This window comes from Neobacillus camarae (genome assembly GCF_054950115.1).
Map to the genome: position 1 here is coordinate 41,209 of NZ_JBUCKX010000003.1, position 18,190 is coordinate 59,398.

The 18,190-nt window shown below is 40.4% G+C and carries 8 protein-coding genes and 1 pseudogene; all 9 read right to left on the reverse strand.

Annotated elements, in window-relative coordinates; all coding sequences use genetic code 11:
* Positions 1 to 31 precede the first annotated feature (31 nt).
* A pseudogene (locus ACY8D0_RS15365) lies at positions 32 to 1,937 on the reverse strand (DNA/RNA helicase domain-containing protein).
* A 232-nt stretch (positions 1,938 to 2,169) separates the two neighbouring features.
* Complete coding sequence (drmB, locus tag ACY8D0_RS15370) at positions 2,170 to 3,879, reverse strand: DrmB family protein (protein WP_462411407.1); 1,710 nt, start codon at positions 3,877 to 3,879, stop codon at positions 2,170 to 2,172.
* Positions 3,872 to 7,252: a DISARM system helicase DrmA gene (gene drmA / locus ACY8D0_RS15375; RefSeq protein ID WP_462411408.1), complete on the reverse strand. Its 3,381-nt coding sequence runs from the start codon at positions 7,250 to 7,252 to the stop codon at positions 3,872 to 3,874. Before drmA ends, drmB begins: the two co-directional genes overlap by 8 nt.
* Positions 7,253 to 7,404: 152 nt before the next feature.
* The gene (locus ACY8D0_RS15380; protein WP_462411409.1) at positions 7,405 to 8,781 is read right to left on the reverse strand and encodes a hypothetical protein; all 1,377 of its coding nucleotides are present in this window, start codon (positions 8,779 to 8,781) and stop codon (positions 7,405 to 7,407) included.
* A gap of 24 nt (positions 8,782 to 8,805) precedes the next feature.
* Positions 8,806 to 11,091 (reverse strand): hypothetical protein, encoded by a 2,286-nt coding sequence (locus ACY8D0_RS15385; protein ID WP_462411410.1) that lies wholly within the window; start codon positions 11,089 to 11,091, stop codon positions 8,806 to 8,808.
* A gap of 19 nt (positions 11,092 to 11,110) precedes the next feature.
* Positions 11,111 to 11,596 carry a hypothetical protein gene (locus tag ACY8D0_RS15390; protein ID WP_462411411.1) on the reverse strand — a complete coding sequence of 162 codons (486 nt, stop codon included), beginning with the start codon at positions 11,594 to 11,596 and terminating at the stop codon, positions 11,111 to 11,113.
* A gap of 315 nt (positions 11,597 to 11,911) precedes the next feature.
* Positions 11,912 to 15,211, reverse strand: a complete 3,300-nt coding sequence (locus tag ACY8D0_RS15395; RefSeq protein WP_462411412.1) for a helicase C-terminal domain-containing protein — start codon at positions 15,209 to 15,211, stop codon at positions 11,912 to 11,914.
* A complete protein-coding gene (locus tag ACY8D0_RS15400; RefSeq protein ID WP_462411413.1) occupies positions 15,208 to 16,980 on the reverse strand; it encodes a phospholipase D family protein in 1,773 nt (590 codons plus the stop codon). The genes ACY8D0_RS15395 and ACY8D0_RS15400 overlap by 4 nt, the downstream gene beginning before the upstream one ends.
* Positions 16,973 to 18,169: a DUF6361 family protein gene (locus ACY8D0_RS15405; RefSeq protein WP_462411414.1), complete on the reverse strand. Its 1,197-nt coding sequence runs from the start codon at positions 18,167 to 18,169 to the stop codon at positions 16,973 to 16,975. Before ACY8D0_RS15405 ends, ACY8D0_RS15400 begins: the two co-directional genes overlap by 8 nt.
* Between the last annotated feature and the right edge of the window lie 21 nt (positions 18,170 to 18,190).

The following is an 18,190-nucleotide window of genomic DNA, read 5'->3' on the forward strand; positions in this document are numbered from 1 at the left end:
TCTAAAGGGAGAAAGAAAAGATAAACTTGAATTAATACTCGTCCCCATACTCAGCTACACCTTGATAGGACGTAGATAGTTCATAACCAGATTTTTTACCCATCTCATAGCGATCCTTGAGATATAGTGCTAATTTTGAATCTGTGCAGTAAACAAAACACCCCTTTTGGCCCCGTGTCATTAAAGTGCGGTAAGTGTTCCTAATAATCTCATCAGCAAGCTTTTTCGCCTTTTTCGGGTCCTCTTTCAACATTTTTTTCAGACCTTTTAAAGAATTGTCAGTTTTGGCACGTTTCGTATGGTCTGTTATGACATCCCCATTTCGATATCGCATATCATTTCCGATTATCACTCCTACATAGTCAAACTCCAGCCCCTGGCATGTATGTATACATCCGCACTCACTTATCGAGTTTTCATCAATGGCCCAGGTGGCGGTATTTCCTAAATTCCAACTCATTTTAAAGTCATATTTCGGCAATTCGATATCAAAATAATCCGGATTTGTTTGACCGACTTTATCCCAGTTCCAACAATAGCCAGCAACTATCCGGGATTTATTGTTCTTTTTATTTAGCCGCTCAATTTCTTTTCTAAGTTCATTTGGATCGGTGTATACCCTAAAATCATATTGTCCCCCAATAAAATCAGCATTAGCTGTTTCTCTTATCTGCAGCACATCATCTATCCAAGCTAAATACCCATCAGAGCCATTGCAGCGGAATTGAGATTCTAGATTCATGATTGTCAATTCAGCACCGTTTTCCGAAGAGTATTTTTTTATTTCATCAATACTACCTACATCCTTTAAGGTTACTCGCTGCCGTTCATCAATAAAGAATATGGAAAAATTTGAGGCTTGAATTATTTCTTTAGTTTGGTTTTCTCCAAGATTAGAGAACATACCGGATTTTTCATTTAGCCTGTGTGCTTCATCTACAATCAAGGCATCAAACTCATCTTTAGGAGCATCTACATAGCTCCCTGACCCTTTAAATAAATTATCAATTAGCCCTTTTCGGAAATCTCCCTTTAGCTTTGTAGCATAGATGTTTCTATGCGCCGCATTTTTAGTAACATATTGACAGACCATACTCTGTTTTGTTAATTCAACTAGTAAATTGATGGCTAAGACAGACTTACCTGTTCCGGGACCACCTGTGACCAATAGAACTTGTTTAGTATTCGTACGAAGAGCCTCTTTAGCTAGATAGACAGCTTGTTCAAAAACGACTTTTTGATCATCAATCATGACAAATTCTTGGTTCCCTTTTAGCATGTTACATAAGGAATCCTGTAGTGATTTCGATGGTCTTATCCGCCCATGTTCAATTTTATACAGATTCTCTTTATAATCGCCGTATGTTATGTATCTCTTAATAAAATTACGAAGTTTTTGTGCATCTCCTTTTAGAAAAACCGGAGCCTGCTCTATGTAATATTGGTAAACTTTATCTGTTAGAGGATTATGTTCGCCGCTATAACTATAGTTATGTAAATAAGCACAGGGGTACAAACCAATTTCCTCATTTTGTGCATTCTCATTATAATCCTTGATCAATGCTGCATAGGACCATGCTTGGTAGGAAGGATGGGTTGTTTCAACCTTTGCTCTATTTATCACCGTTTTAACAATTGCCTCTTTCCCACTAATTACTTCAACAGCACTCCACTGTTTTAATTCAACAATAACGACGGGATTCTTTTCACCTTTTTTGCCGGAAATTAAAAAGTCAACCCGCTTTGATGTATATGGGATTTTGAATTCAATGGCTACTCCAGCATTTTTTTGGAATCTCGTTATCGCTAAGTACGGGATGCATGAATTGCATGGAGTTATTCCAAGCACGAACTTCCCGTTCATTCACCTTTCCTATTTTGGAATTATAGCTACGACAAATGTTATCTACCAGCTGATCCTGAAAAACATCGTTAATAAATTGTGATTTTGTGGCTTAGTATACAATCAACACAATCATCCTTAATTATTTAATTACTACTAATTATTTTACTTTCTTACGTTATTTTCAAGTCGAATTTTCCAATTAACAAAAAAGAGACAATCCTAAATTTGATTGTCCCCCATTTTTATAATATTCTTATTGGCATCTTTTTGCTTATCAATTATCCGTAACTCTTCATAACCTGCTATTAGACCATAACAGAAACTTACATACGAAAATAAGCTAGCTCTTCGTAGCCAATGATAGACGTTAACATCCGTCTATCTAATAATTGATTATTCCACTCACAAGAGGTCTCAGAAACATAGCTGCAGGAATGGCACGCTGCCCCATTGATGGAGGTCTGCAATTTGAAATCTCCATCCGCACAGTGTGGGTCAGAGGAACAATACTCCATTTTTTCAAGGGCTCTAATAAAAATAGGAACCAATTTCTCTGGTGTTGTTAATTCAATGAGTCCTCCCAGGCTGCCCTCGGAATCAGAAGAGGCCGTATAGATGAGGACTCCCATCATTTCATCACTGCAATATAAACGTTCCCTTAAAGAAGTCGTAGCATAGCCCGAATGAGAGGCAAATTCTTTGATCATCATATGGGAAAAGGTATGAATCAGAATATGTCTCGGCAATAGGGGACGAGGCTGGTAGCCTAGCTGTTCTCGATGATGATTGTATCGGTTGAGGATTTTTGCCGTTTCCTCTTTAACAGCTGCATTTTCTTCCCACTTTATGACCTGATGGAAATCAAACTCAAAAAAGATTCCTTCCCCATGAACATTGATAGCCGGTAACCAATCCTGTTTGTTTCTCATGATGGGTAAGATCTCGTGCTGCTCTTCTGAAAATGGGTCAGGATAATCTAAACGTGTAAACCCTTGGAGCACACGTAGCTCACGAAGTTTGTCAATGCGAACAATCGAACTAAAGTAGGCGTTCAATTCCTCCGGGACAGATACTTCTTTAGACAGGAACCCTGTTTCATAACGATCATCTACATTTTTTCGCTGGAAGGTTCCCCACTCTTGGGTTCGAATTGAATCGTAGGTAAAAGTCTGTCCTTCCCGATGGTAGTATCTCATCGCACGATCAAAATGTTGTGGCGGAATTGATAGCATTCCGCAGATGGCCTGTCTTACTATATCCCCATTTGGTAAACTTTTTATCAAGTTTGTGATACCGTCCCGCAGAGATTCCACCTTCCATTGAAGCTCGTCCTCTACCATTTCCTCCAATGGAATCGATAAGGCACTCGCAATCGTAGGAGAGTAAATATTTGAGGCACTTCGGATCGATGTTTGCATGTCTTCTTGACAATCCGTTCGGTCGCCAAGCCATGGGCGCTCCCCTGTACAGGAAGGTAATACTTTTTTTAGTTCCTCTTTTTTCATGACTTGACCCAGCGACCTATGTTTCTTGCATTTTACACAGGAGACCACAATATCAGATAACGAACCTGCATTTCCCTTTGATTCATACTTCAACACAGGCTTATCACTGCTGCATGGTTGGCCTCCATGCACCCATTCTACCCAAGGGAAATCACTAATATGGCCCTTCTCACAAATTGTCACAAAACGAGCGGGGTATAATTTAACCTCTTTTTGATGTTGCTTTTCACAATAAAAACACGTTTTCCCGGCATAAGGGTCCATCATTCCGCAGCTAGGACAAATACGCCATTTTGGAAAAGGGGTTGCTGTCACTTTTATTTTTTCTTCTTGATCATTGATCAGCCTTAAATAGGAGAGCCCTAGATATCCTTCAAGCCTTTTTTCATGAATTCGATTGGAATAGGGGATTCTCCAATCGTCTGCAGCCGTAATCATGACACTATCCTCGATGAGTTCGACGATAGCGCCAGGGGCGTGATAATGAATCAGCTGAGATGGTCGTAATTTCCCTATCGTTTTACTCATAGTCTCTCACCTCGATCACTTGTATTTCGGATTCCACATTCCGAAGTGAATTTAATACTGGGCGGGCTTCTTGGTAATGGGTTGCTTCTTTAAAATCCTTGATTAGATGAATTTTCCGGTATTGGCTTTGGCGGTAGGAAAGTTTCTCCTGTTCCTGCGCTTGTTGATACCACCAATCGTAGATTTCTTCAATTTCCTTACGCATTTCCTCTTTACTAATTTCCCCGGTTGCCTCTGCACGTTGACAAACAAACTCAAGGATTTCTTCTGTTACAGCATCGGGTTTGAAATCTTTTGCACTCGTCTCGTTCCCAAGATTCTCATGAATTTGTCTAACCGTCCCCACAATTAATCCTTCCATCCCTCTGTCCCGGCAGCCTTGGGCAAATGAGGTGACACTGGTGGATTCCACATACCGATACATCGCTTCATGGAAGGAAAGGAACCGTTCATAGTGGGATAAGTCTCTAGAACGTAGAGAATTAAACAAAGTTAAGACCAATCCCGGATATTTACGGCCAACCCGGCTGGTAGCTTGGATGTACTCAGCTGCTGTCTTTGGTTGATTGTGCATAACCATGACCCCCAGCCGATTCACATCCACCCCGACGGAGATCATATTTGTCGCTAATACCACATCAAGTGCTCCCTCTTCACTATGGCTTCGCTCCATCAATGACAAGAGTTTCGGAATTTCAGATGCTTTTTTTCGGCTGGTCATTTCTTCTGTTTGAAGGTTATCCCAATCATACTTGGACTGGCTTATTAACTTCAGTCGGATGGGTATTTCATCTTTTAACTTTGTAGAGGTACCCGACAATTCTTTAACCGTATTAAAATAACCCAATACTGTCCAATATGGGTCCACCGTCGCATCAGCCTGTTCCTTTCTTATAGAAGCTAGCAAGGCAGCGTAGGCATGAATGGTATGAATGGTCCCGCTGACGCCGGGCGCACAAACTCCCATATACAGACGGCCTGGTTTTTCGGTTAGTGGCACCTCTTTTGAGAAGAATGAATCTCTTGCATCCAAAACAGGCGGAGGAAATTGAGACACTTTCCTCCCATATAGTCGCCTTACCTGTTCTTCGGCCCCTCGAATCGTGGCGGTGGAGGCAATAATTTTCGGACCTCTCCCTTTATATTGAGATAAATAATCGACAGCGATTTCGTATAGACCTGTTAAAGAACCTAATGGTCCACTTATTAAATGTAATTCATCCTGGATAATGAGCTCGGGAGGAATTAATCGATTGATTTTTCTTGTAGGTACTACCTTGCCATTCACTCGGTGGCTTTGCCGATAGTTTGGATCATTGACGAAGCCCTCCACTGGGCTATAATGTGTCTTTCTTCCAAACAATTCCCCAAGACGTTTATTCCATGCGATTTGAGCCATTTTATCAACCGTTCCAATCACCATAGTTGGAACATAATTATAGATTGCTTCATCAATAGTCAAGGCTGGAATTCCCTCATCCTTGGCAAATTCACAATAAATGTTCGGACAAAGAATGGTTTGTTTAGTCGGGGTGACATGGTAATGATGAACCGTTAATTCCGTTCCACACCAAGGACAATGTTCAAGCTGCATGGGATTTCCTTCCTGCACTTCATTTCCTTGCTTAATTTCATTTAATTTTTCTTGGGCTTGTTCAAACTTGTTCGGAGTGGAGGATTGCCCAATCCACAAACCAATACGAAAGGGTTCGGTTCCCCATATTTCTGGGTCCTTTCTTCTAAGAGATTCCGCTGCACAGATCATCGCTGTGGCCCTTTGAAATTGCTGAGTCGTTAATAGCCTTAGCGTATAGCGCATTAAGACGGTCACTCCGGCATAGGTTTCAGGATCCCATGCCGAGCCTCTTAAGCGTCTTAAACCAATGAGAAAAGCAGAGATGCCTAGGTAAGCTTCCGTTTTTCCTCCCCCTGTTGGAAACCACAACAAATCTACTAAATCTCGATCTTGGTGTTCACGGTTGCTGATTCCATTCAAATTCATGAGAAAGAAGGTAATCTGAAATAAACGCCATTCCCCATTGTAAGAGGCTTCTATTCTCTCCTTCTTATCTCGGTAGTGAAGGGAGACAGCGGACTGAGCCTGCTGAAGCGCCATTACTTTGTTGGCAAACTGAAATGCTTGAAACTCAAAGGGATTTCGGAAATCGGTAATGGTGTTAATTCCTTCTATAATTCTAGTAATCATATTTTCAACATTGTCGATATTTTCCTCCGCCACCTTTTGTAAGTGAACCGGTAAGTGAGGCAATTGCTCGTGTTGTTGATGGAGCCAGTTTTGATAGATTGTAGGTATCAGCATCAAGTTTTCCCGCAGTTCGAAAGGTTTCATGGACGCCAAATCCATCATTTTTACATTCAACTGTTCAATGATTCGATGTTCTACCACCGGCAGCTCATAAGAAGGTAGCCAATCGGAGTTAATGGTGCACAGTTGACCATCGATTTGATAACTAACTCCTACACCATGCCCAATGGCATATTCCTTCACGTGTCGGTAAAGCAGTTCATCTTCCAGATTCCATTTATCGGCTTTCGATGAAAAAGCTGCCGCTGCTTCGGCTTGAAAGGTAATCGACATTTGGGTTTGAAACATAATTTCACTTTGGAGTGGATAGGATTCTCTCACATATCCATTCATCAAAAACAAACTAATATGATAGGTTCCTTCCCGCTCTCTTACCTTGCATTTCAGAATTCCAGGTTCTTGTAGCGAAAATTCTCTTGTTTCTGGGATGAAGGTTACTTCCTTCATGACCTGTGTTCGCTTATGTTCATCATCATCGTACATTCCCCAAGATGCAGCTACGGTTATGGGCACAAGTTCCTTCATTCGAAAACTGATTCCCATGGAAGAAGGCCGGAACGGATTCCGGTTTGATAGCATTTCATCCAAATTTTCGGTATTCAATACCTCTTTTGTACGAATATCATTTTCTTCTTCATTCACCACTTCAAAGGTTGAACCATAAGGAGCCAGTTTACCCGTCAAATAAAAAGACATAGGAGGCTTCCGCTTCCCTAATATTTCTTCTTCTTCGAGTGGCCCCACAAACCATTTTTGTAAATCTTCTACTAAATGTGAACGGCGCTCCACGTATGGCGCAAAATGGCTGGGTCCGGAGGCCCTTTTCTCATTTTCTTTCTCTTTTACAGTTACAGGACTTTCATTGCTTTGGATGGATAATTGATCTCCCTCGATCATAAACGTATCAGCATGCTGTTTAGCCCAGCGTTGAAGCTGGTCTTTATTCAAATATAATTTTGGTAAACTTTCGATAATTTCAGACACATTTGCTTTCTTTTCATCCTTAGTGAGAAGAAATTGATAAACTGCCTTTGGTCCAGGTTTCATAAATGGCTCCTTTCGAGAACATGAAAAGAAGTTATTATACTATTATTTTTAATAATGACAGATGTCTCATTCACTCTATACTAGATTACCACCAGATTTGTTATATTGTTAACTTATTTTTCAGTAAACATCTATGAAAAAAAGAACCCCTTTTATGAGGAAAAGGGGGTTAAGCGGTCATATATCTCTATATTATAGTTAAAACAGATCTTTTCCTGCCGCCTTGCTTGGATAACGGTTGACTCTTCCTTAATGATATTTTGATCTTTCAGTTTCTCCATCATGGTCTCGAAGATATTCTCCAACGTGGACCGGACAAATAAACGTTTGACATCATATCTGAGCTCGAAATCTTTCCGCTCCGCATCATTATCATATTTGCCAATAAATAAAGTACGGACAATCTCCCTAACGGTAAATCCCTTGCCCTGGCTTTTATGAAAGATCACCCATAATAGATTTCGATATTCCACTTTTGAAGAGCTTCCATTTGCTAAATCATTTGCCAGTTTTTCAAGCTTACTTGTATTGATCACGAGCATACGTTCATCTTCTTTTTGTACATCAGCTTTATCTAGAAATGGGATCACTTCGTCGGTTACGGGCTTATGAATCAATAAGTCCCACAAGTGATGATGGCTTTCCATTGGGGAAGTATCTTCATTTTCTTCCTCCCCTAGCAGGCTTTCCAAATCGTTGATAAACTCATTAGCAGTCAGGATGGATCCCCTTATTTTTTCGACGTTTTCATGGAAACTTTCATGATTTTGCAGCCATTCAGTATCAAACCATAGGTTTTTGACAGAGTGAATATATTTATTACAGGATTGCTTTGCATATGATTGTAGTATTTGAATGGTATTCTGTAATTCAGTACGGTCTACATCCATGGAAGCTGCTAATCTTAGTGGGTCTATTTGCACCGAAAAGTCCCATTTTTCTTCCCATTTTCCGATAAATTGTTTAAGCCGATCCCCTTTCGGCTGCACCCGATTTTCGTAAAGCGACGAAATTTCGTTCAATTCGCCCTTCCAAAAATGCTCCATCAAGCGTGTTACTAATTGATTTTCGGATTCGGAGATGAAGGATGCTTTACAGGTAAAAGCTTTTACCACCATAAGGATATATTTCAATACATAGTCTACTTGAGTTACATCCTTTATGGATTTTTTTAGGGTATCTTGTAGGATTCCTTGGTCAACATTCCTTAAATTCCTCAGTTCCCATGAGAAGGTTTTTTCCATAGAAAATTCCATTTCCAATGGCAGTTGAAAAAATCCGGTTGCATCCCATTTAGAAAATGGTAGCTTGATAGAGAAATCAGTTCTACTGACGGAAAGGGTTAAAACATCCTCCCCCTCTTTTTTATAGACTAAATAGGCACAGGGGGTCCCAACCAATACCTTCACTTCATCAAAACAGTTTAATTCCGACAATACCCTTTCCAATTGTTCCATTTTGTGAGTAATGGCGGGTTCTGGATTGATGGCCTTCTGTATATCCGATCCAGCTCCTGACAGCAAATTCATCATTGATCACCTTAATTTTTGTATTTAGCTTGCAAGTGTGGTTAAAACATCTACTAAATTTTTTATTTTTTCCTGTTCTTCCATTAATGAGAGCATCTGATTTTTACGGTCTAAGAAACTGACCGAAGTATCCTTCACTAAATCATGCAATTTATTTTCACATTCGGATTGTTTGATAGTAAGTAAATCTTTATACGTTGTCAGATTGGAATGAAAGTCATTTAAAGATTGAAGCAAGGTGTTCAGCCATTGTTTTTTATCAATCGCCGTTTCTTGTTGGTTGGGCTCCACACTCTCGGTCGGTTCTGCAAACGGCCTGACTTTATTAAAAAACTGTATATGCGGCTCCAGGAGTCGATACAATTCTTCAATAGCTGGTAGATTTCCTTTTAAGAATTCATCTTTGACCATTTCTGATACCACTGCTTTAAAGTTACCTTCAACTAGAGATATTTGTTTGATTTTCTCTTCGATTGTTAGGATTAAATCTTCCGTTATTAATTGTGTCAGTCCGCTTAGATCCTCTGGTATGGTTTCCTCTTGTTTAGGCTCTCTATCGACCAAGTGATGAGTGTCTTCCCCTAAACTTTCCGGCTTCTCTTCTTCAACGATTGGGATTTCTGGAACTGTTTCAACCGGTTCTGACATTTCTTGGTTTTCTTCATTTGTATAATATCTAGAAAGTTTGCTAATATTCAGTCTCCAATACCCCTTTTTCCCTTCCACCTGCTCGAAGCATTCATTTCTGCTGAGCAGATTCGTTATGGTATTTTTAGTGGTAGACCGTTTTTCGGTTATTTTATCTTGCAATACAGACCAATGCAGACCTGAAGGGTGAATGGCCAAGGTTTCACACATTAGGCTAAAAATCGATTTATTGACCGATTGGCTTTCCTCGACAATTCTTCCAATATCTAAATATCTTTGCTGTTCGGAAGCGTATCTCTCATCAAAACCAGCCACACTGACTTTCATTAAATACATGACTTGCTTGTCTATTTCAAATCTTAATTTATGACCAGGCTCGATTAAAAAGTCCGCCAAAAAGTCCATTACACCATCACCATAAAAGTAGAACTTGCCCCCTGACTTCTCCCAAAACCATTCATAGCAGAATTCTTCATGCTGGGCCGTTACTTTTCCATGGTCATTCTGCCTAAACAAAATAGACGATTGAATTAGAGCATTAGGAATGATAAAGTAGCCCTTTATCCGGTCATAGTAAGAAATCGTATGATAGGCGTATTTCCTATCTTCATGCTCCATCGCTCTTGCTTGGTTGTCCTCTGGCTTTTCTTTATTACGATTTTCCATTGCTGGCTGATTTTGAGCCGTTTTTAGGGCGTCTGCATTCTGAATGGTCGGTACAGAATTTTTAACGGCATAGTATACCTTGGCTTTCTTGTCCAATTGGAAATCAGGAGCATTCTCATGATAAATCCAGGTATCACCCTGTGTTTGGGTTATTTCAGGAATAACCTGTAACAAATCATGAATGGCAGCTTGATAGATTGGAAACGATGCGTCGGCCGGATTGACGTTGAAAAATTGTAAAACGAGCTCGCTCACGGTGATTTCTTTCTTGCTTTCTCTTATATAATGGATAATTTTATAGCTTAGTCTTCCGATTTCTTCACTGATTTCTATCGGAATTTCAATTTTCTCTTCCGTTTGCCCTAGTGTATGTACCTCTTCCATTCTTTTTATGGCTACCAGATTGCCTGAAAAAACAAAGCGATGGTCAAACTGGGGAAGGAACACCACTTTATTTCTAGGGAGATTATTTTTTTGGACGACTTTGTCTATGACTTTTTCCCGATCCATTTTTAGAATCTCAATATTGTATAGATAATCATATACCAAATCATTGATGATTACCCATTCAGATAGGACCCAGTAGGCCGTATGATCAATCTGGGAAAATCTTATATCGCTTTGCAGCAGCTGAAATAGTGTATCCTCTGATTCGTATACTCGAAGTCTAGTTCTCATATCGGCGATTTTTAGTGGTATTTTACGTTGGTCCATATAGGTAAAAATATGGGTGAGCCTTGGATCAACCTCATCTTTGATGCCCCATAAACCTTCCTCAACCTCTTTAAAGTAGGATTTGGGGGCAAATAGGGCTAAATTTACGATTCTCTCAATTTCTTCCGTAGTAGAGTTCAAATTCATCCAATTTTTCTTTAAATACAGCACAATCTCAGGGTATGGAAGAACATTCCCTGGATTCTGCAGCAAGGCCTTCTTGATCAAACTGATATTACTGTAACAGACTTCGGGTCTGCTTTGTGTATTTAATACTCTCATATAATTTAACCTTCTCCATTTAGTATCTTGGCAGTTCGCTAATTGAATGTGGAAATGAGTTCATTAGTTTTTTGTGATCATTGTAGGAAAGCAACTGGAACTCCAATTCTTCAAAGAGTTCTACTATATGATTTATTGTATCAGAATTAATTTCCGGATACGTATAATTATAATAGGAATCCTTGTTGGGTGACAGTAATGGACTGCGATAATCATGTGCTCTTTCAATGACACTTGAAATATGGAGCAAATCACAGGTCCCTAGGTAAAATCTTACAATAACCGCTTCAATTTCACCTTTTAAAATTCTGGAAGGGCCTCCTTTAAATTGAATGGCGGCAAGTTGTTTTTTGGTATCGAGTTCGGGGTAACTTGTTTTCATAGATTCAGGAATAAAGACTGGAATACTTTCTTTTGCTCCTGTATCCCTTATTTCAAAACCCAAATACACGAATTGTTTGCAAATGAGCCTAAACAGCGACTTTCCATAAGGATCTAACATCATCACATCATTCCCCTTCCCAAGAGCAGTATGATTTAAAAGTGATTTTTAGATGAAAATATATAATAGATTTATTGAACCATGGCTCAACATTTTGCATTGATAACATTTAAAGTAAATTATTAATTCGACAAAAACCTGCAGAAATCCTTTATCACGTAGGTATATACTCCCATCCTTTTCTTTACTGTCAGTCACAATGTTGGCTTCTTGAAGTACTATGAAAAAAGGTATAATCCCTATTTATCCAGAATTATACCTTCCTTCAAATTTAAGTAGGTTGTTTCCTTGAAACGATTAATGGTCTGAAATATAATCCTATTCTGTCACTGCATTGACTATTTCCCTTTCCTTATAATAAGGACTCAAATTCATAAACATTTCTTTTAGCATTACATCTTCAATATCATTCGTTATAAAATACTCAAGCAATTCTTCCTGTCGGGCTTGGCCAAGGCTTAGACGGTAAATGGCCAGTATTTTCATTAGTCGGTCATATTTTGCGATATCCCTGCTTAAAGGATAAGCCGGCACGATACGCTCGATCTTAATATCCGGGTTGCCGGGAAGGCACCAAAATGGTACCAATTCCGATGTATGTTCATCTCTTTCTTCCTTGAGCGCTTCCTGGAATAGCTCCTCCCAAATATTTGAGTGAAAGGAAATCGAGCCATATTTGGCGGCAAGGTTTTGGCGAATGGCAAAGCACTTATACCGATTGATTCTTCCTTCCCGCTGCTCGAGCTCCACAGGGTTTGCAGGAAGATTCCAATGCATGATTTTTCGGCAATAATAATGAAAATCCAAGCCTTCCTGGCCGATAGAAGTCGTAGCCAATACAAACGGACGAAATGGCGAATTGAAGGATAGCCTTATGTTGTCTTTACGGTTCCTGGAATGATCCTCATTACGAGTATCGTAAAAGCCGACCGCATAATTGGTTCGCATTTTGATAAACTGATCCTTCTCCCCCCGTTTCTTCCGGCCATCCTGGAGAATTCTTTCTTTGAACTGTGGGTATGTATCCACATTTAAACTTGCCGTATGCGTTTTAATGGCTTTCACCATCAGTTTCACAAGCTGTTTATTTCTGCTTAGCTCCTCTTTATCCTTTAAGCCGCCTTCTTCTAACAACATATGGGCGTATTCATCAAGCATGGCTTGAATATTTCCATCCACACCATATTTCAGGACATTTTGCCAGTGAGCATCTTGGTTCCGTTTTCCATATTCCAGTTCGACAATTGAAATCGATTCTTGGGTATTAAAACGGTCAAGAATCGTTTTTCCCAACTGAATGGCATATGGGATAGATTGGCTGTCATATTTCCCCATCATTCTTAAGGCACACACGGCAGGGGAACCTAGGACCATATTTACCAATACATCAAGTAAATCATCTGGCTGCTTCCCCAATCCAACTTGCTTAGCGTTTTGAAAAATGGACCTAAGTTCTTCAAAATGTCTGGCTAGAGCGGCTTGGTCATCTATCTCTTTCGTTTCACCCTCATGATCATCCACTAAAAGATGGTCACTGTTCAGCCATTCCTGGATGATTTCCTCTTTCCGATCAAATAACAATGGAGCCGCAAAATACCATCTTTCGTCCTTGCGTCCTTCATCTGTTTTGGTATCACTCGGAATTTGATCAAGCAATTCTTTTAGCTTTAACGTAATTTCTTCCTTTAAGTCCTTAAGTGAAAGTCTTTTATTCAACACTTCTACAGGATTAAATAGCTGAGCCAAGGTCACAGATGGATAAAGAAGTGTCAGTTGGTTCATGTTGGCCGGAGCATTCTCTTTCATAGCAAAGGTCAATCGCGGCTGCGGAAAACGCCTTTTCGCAAAATAACTGCGATTTTCTTTCTTTTTATTTGGAGTTCGCTTAATCAGCTCCCCTACTGTCAACCGTTCGGCTTCATAAGACACCAATGTGGCAATCGCCCGTGGCACCATTTCCCACGCCGAAAAAACAAGGACCTTCGAAAAATCGCTTTGCCCCGCATAACACCCACTAGGCTCATAATAAGGCAAGGAAGGCGGAATCCACAGCAACCGTTCCGCTTGTTTGGGCAGCCCCACTTCTTTCAGTTTGCCTAGCCTGGCGTTTGCCTCAGGCAGCTTTCCATATTTGGCAATCGTGTCCCGATTCATCCATAGGACGGGTTTCCTTGCGAGTTTGATTTTATCGCGATGTTTTCGAAAATATTGGGTCACCTTTTGCTTAAGCTTGTAGTGTTCCATATAGGACAACAAATAGGGGGCGGATTTCACATAGTCCACCGGTACCTTGTCGGTCAACTCCATTTCCTGCAGGAGTCGGTCCATTTCCACAAAGGATAAAACATCCTGTTCGGTAATGTTTAACACATTTTTAGCCATCGAAGACGAGACCAAACCCTCAGCCCCATCCACAAGCATCCGTTCCGTTCTGGCGATTCCCCGATAAAGATAGTCCTCTGCTGCTTGTTTTTTAGCTGTCAGCATAGCAAAGTCGCTGAAGGTAATTTGACTTAAGGCCATCGAAAAGTCATGCCATACCTGGCGGAAGTTCTCTTGATGTTGTGGCTGTTTTTCAAAGAGGAAATCAACCACCTGCATGAACTCTTGGTAATGATCGTCATTTTTCGTTTCCGCCATTTCTTCCAGTGTGGAATACAATTTATACGGTGTGGCTGACAACAGCAAGATCTTGACCGCTTGCTCGTTATCTTTTGGCACATTGAAAAATTTCTTTGCCAACAATGCGGTTTCACTTTCTCCAGCAGCGTTGATTAGCTCTCGAAAGCGCTGGAATTCATCCATGATGACGAGGTCAGCATCCATGAGGTCCATACTGATTTCTGCCATCATTTTACGAATCTTGTGAATGACTCGATTGGCACCGGTTACCCGCTTACCTGGCTGGCCTTCCTTCTTAATTACTCCACAAATTTCAATGATTTGATTTAACAAATTTTGTTCCTGACCAAAGTATGTACTGATTTTCTCAAGAACCGTCTGGCAATAGTCCCCTTTACTTTGCTCGTTGCACTCCTCGACTTGCTTTTCATATTCATTTTTCCACCATTCCCAACTGCCAGTAGCAATGTCCGTCATGAGAATCTCAAATTCTTTCAAATATGGCTTCAATGGCTGATACCTTTTCAAAACAGCAAAGAGCAAGGCTCGCTCTACCACACTTCCACAACCGTTGGTCATGTCAAAGGAAGTCGATGGCGTTAACGGGATAAGTTGAATGTAGCTTTCTTTAATCAACGGGTCATACCTGTCTTTAAATATTTTTAAATGCTGCATGGAAAGTCTCGTATCCGACAAACCCTCGATTGTCACCCGATCATCGATTTTCAATTTGGTCAGATTTTGGCTGGCAATGCCTTGATTCGAGCAAACATACACCACTTTAAAGAGTTCATCGTTTAATTTTTCCTGATGATAGCGGGCGGTTCTCGCCACCACACCTCTGGCAATTAACGTTTTTCCGAGTCCCACTTCATCCGCAACCAGCACCCGGTTATAGCCATTGGTAAATAAATCATGAATTCTATTGACTGTCGCCTTTTGGAAATCCTTCAAGCTCGAAATGATTTCTGCTTCGCGTTGTTTTATATCAATCATCTTTTCACCTTCTTTACTGCTTGGACAAACGTTTCATACAATTGCTGGAATTCTTGAGGAATGATATGGTCGTTATCAATCAGCTTGACTACCTGTTCAACATCTCCGAGTTTTTCCGGTGAACGGGATGCCGCTTTCAACATATTTTCGTAGACAACCGGATATTCACTCAAGCCAGTGTTCCAAACCCCCGAACCTGGTTTTTTCTTGTCCATTTGTTCAAGTGTGGATAAGAGAAAATCATCTGCCAACAAAAAGGCGACATATTTTAAAAACGTATATGGATCCTTAATAATATTGCGGAATATTTCCTGATCCCGTTCTTCCGGTATTCCGGCGGTTTCAATCTTGATAATCCTTTCCAGCTTTTCGCCTTCCATTTCGGCCGTGATTTTATAAAAGTGTCCAAGATCCAGCAAACTTAAATTCTCCAACAAGGTCTCTTTTTTTAGAGGCTGCATTCGCTTGCTTAACAGAGGACCTATTGAAAATTGGATATCTTCCGGGAGGCTGTTAAACGCAATTCGAATGGTGTACGGTTCTGTTTGCTCCAGTACAGCAGCTTTTGGTTTTTTCCGACAGAGTTGTTTGATTCCCTTTTCCAACTTATTAGAAATATCACTTTCAGAGCCAGGTGCTTCCGGGATTATCTCTATTTTTTCGAAAGGATTTTCTTTCTCTTCCACGCCAAATAAATCATCCAGGATGTGGCTGATCTTAAACCCGTATTTCTGATATTTCAGCTTTAACAAAAATTCCACATTTCCATGAAAAGCGTTTTTGGAGCAGTTCGCCGATCCGATATATAAATGGTGCTCATTATGTTTGGTCCGGGCATAAAGTTTTGCGTGTATGTCCTGTGTTTGGGCCACTTCTTTATCCGGATTATCTTCGCTTATCGTTCCTTCACCTTCGATAATCATATCTTTTAAGGTATAGACATCCAAATCCGCTAGCATATTGGGTTCGAGCTTATGTAATTCCGATTTCCTTGTGATTAAGGTTTTGGCAGCTTGTGAATAAGCTAATTTGTGTAGCTCTTTTACGGTCGCCTGACTGATAAACGGGGAAATGATAATTAACTGGTGGTACCGGTCAAAAAGCCCTGTTGTTTCTCCCCCATATCCTGGTATTCCTAGTGGAAAGAATTCAAATTCAGGAATGTGCTTGTCAGCCGGGTCAAAATGAATGTAATCCAGTTCTCCGATGATCTTCCTTATTTGCTTTTTCTTTTGACTGCTTTTTGCATATGGAAGCAGAAAGCTTAGAAAATCTGCCAATGGTCTGTTCTTTAGCGTTTTTTTATTATTTCTTTTTCCTTCTAATGCAATTGCCATGTCCCAGCTGCGATCAAAGGTGAGATTTCGCGACAGCACTAAAAGCCGGTAGCAGGTATTTTGTTCTGAATCCTTATACTTGATGAGCCAAATCTTGGGATGAAAGGAATGATCATTCGTTAAGGCCACTTCAAACACGCTGTTTTCCAATAACGCAAATACATGACTCCCATTTTGCGGAACTTTGATTTGCCCTGCTTCGCAAAAAATCACGAACTTGTCGGCGCTTTTCCTTAACCCTTCGAGGATATAAATCGGATTGTTTTGGTATGTGCGATCCATTTCTTCGGATAAACAGAGCGCCAAGGGAACACCAACAAGCGCTTCTAAGTCCAATGAATAGGTCGTCCCGATGGCGAACTCCACCTCATAGCCAGCCGGCGGCGTCAGTAAATCACTATAGTTGAGTCTATCCTCTGCTGGTTTAAGCATGATGTTCCTCCAATCCATCCATGATATCTGAGACCAACCCTCTAGCATTTCGAAACCGGTAATGGAGATTTTCCGTTCCTACCCAAACTCCTTCTTGATAGGAATAAATTTTCGTATTATGTAGTTTCGCCCTGTCTTTAGATTTCATTTCTATTTCTCGGTTGACAATAAGACGGTCGATTGTATCTTCATCTCCAGAAAGGACTGCTTTTTGCCACCCATCTAAGAATCTTTTAAGCCTGGGGTTTCTAAGCTTCAACTTTTCCATAATAGTCATGGACGAAAAAGACTGAAACTCCTTTTGAACAAACGAACTATTGAGCCAATTTGTCCATTTCTCCAGCGCCTCTTCATTGGTATTGTTAGAGAGAATGACATTATAACGAATATTGGCTCCAGATATAAACTGGGCGAATTTCTTTGCTAATCTATAGTCCTCTGATAAGTGCTCAGGCAATGGAAAATTTTTTTCAATTGCTTCAAAGTTTTCAATAGCAACCACCTTTTCGAGGTCCTGATTTAATAAAAAGGCAAACAAGCTGTCTTTCGATTTTTCAGCCTTTGTGATTCGGTCCTTTAAAAACAAGGCTTCATTATGTAACAGATTGATAGTTAGGTGGTTTTTCCAGTCGGGATCAGGGATAAGGCATCGCCAAAAAGTACCGGCAAATTCCCCATGGGCCTGTTCGTGATCCATTTCCTCATGGGCAAAAGCCATAGCCGCATTCTTATTCTGCTGCATGCTAATATGAGCTTTTGCGTAGTTATCTAAAGAAAGTGTGTCATATCGGAAAATTCCAAATGTCCGAAGTCCGTTCCAATAGATACTGGATGGTTTTCTTTTCAGCTTATTCCCTGCCCTTGCCCCAATGACTCCGCTGGATCCGTCTTTATTTAATAACTGTATTAAGGCGAGCTCTTCTTGGAACAGTTTATCGAGGAATCGATCCGGGGAAGAGAAACGTTCACTTTCGAGTTCCATAAAAAGGTATGGTACGAGTAAAAAGTATTTGGCTCTGGTCTGGATGGTCGATGTACCAGGAAACAGGATGTCGGCAAAACTATCCCTTATCAATCCAATTCCCAATTCATCCACGGCTTCTGGAGCGGACAGCGCATCAAGGACAGCCAAGACCTTGTCTCTATGTTCGCTAGAATAATCAATCCAGCCAAACTTAAGTGTATTCAATTTGGGCACTCCTTTTCTAAA

Coding starts and splice junctions, on each gene's coding strand:
- drmA (WP_462411408.1), bottom strand. CDS start 7,252: ATGAAACCTGGACCAAAGGCAGTTTATCAATTTCTTCTCACTAAGGAT.
- ACY8D0_RS15400 (WP_462411413.1), bottom strand. CDS start 16,980: ATGCTTAAACCAGCAGAGGATAGACTCAACTATAGTGATTTACTGACG.
- ACY8D0_RS15390 (WP_462411411.1), bottom strand. CDS start 11,596: ATGATGTTAGATCCTTATGGAAAGTCGCTGTTTAGGCTCATTTGCAAA.
- drmB (WP_462411407.1), bottom strand. CDS start 3,879: ATGAGTAAAACGATAGGGAAATTACGACCATCTCAGCTGATTCATTAT.
- ACY8D0_RS15385 (WP_462411410.1), bottom strand. CDS start 11,091: ATGAGAGTATTAAATACACAAAGCAGACCCGAAGTCTGTTACAGTAAT.
- ACY8D0_RS15395 (WP_462411412.1), bottom strand. CDS start 15,211: ATGATTGATATAAAACAACGCGAAGCAGAAATCATTTCGAGCTTGAAG.
- ACY8D0_RS15380 (WP_462411409.1), bottom strand. CDS start 8,781: ATGAATTTGCTGTCAGGAGCTGGATCGGATATACAGAAGGCCATCAAT.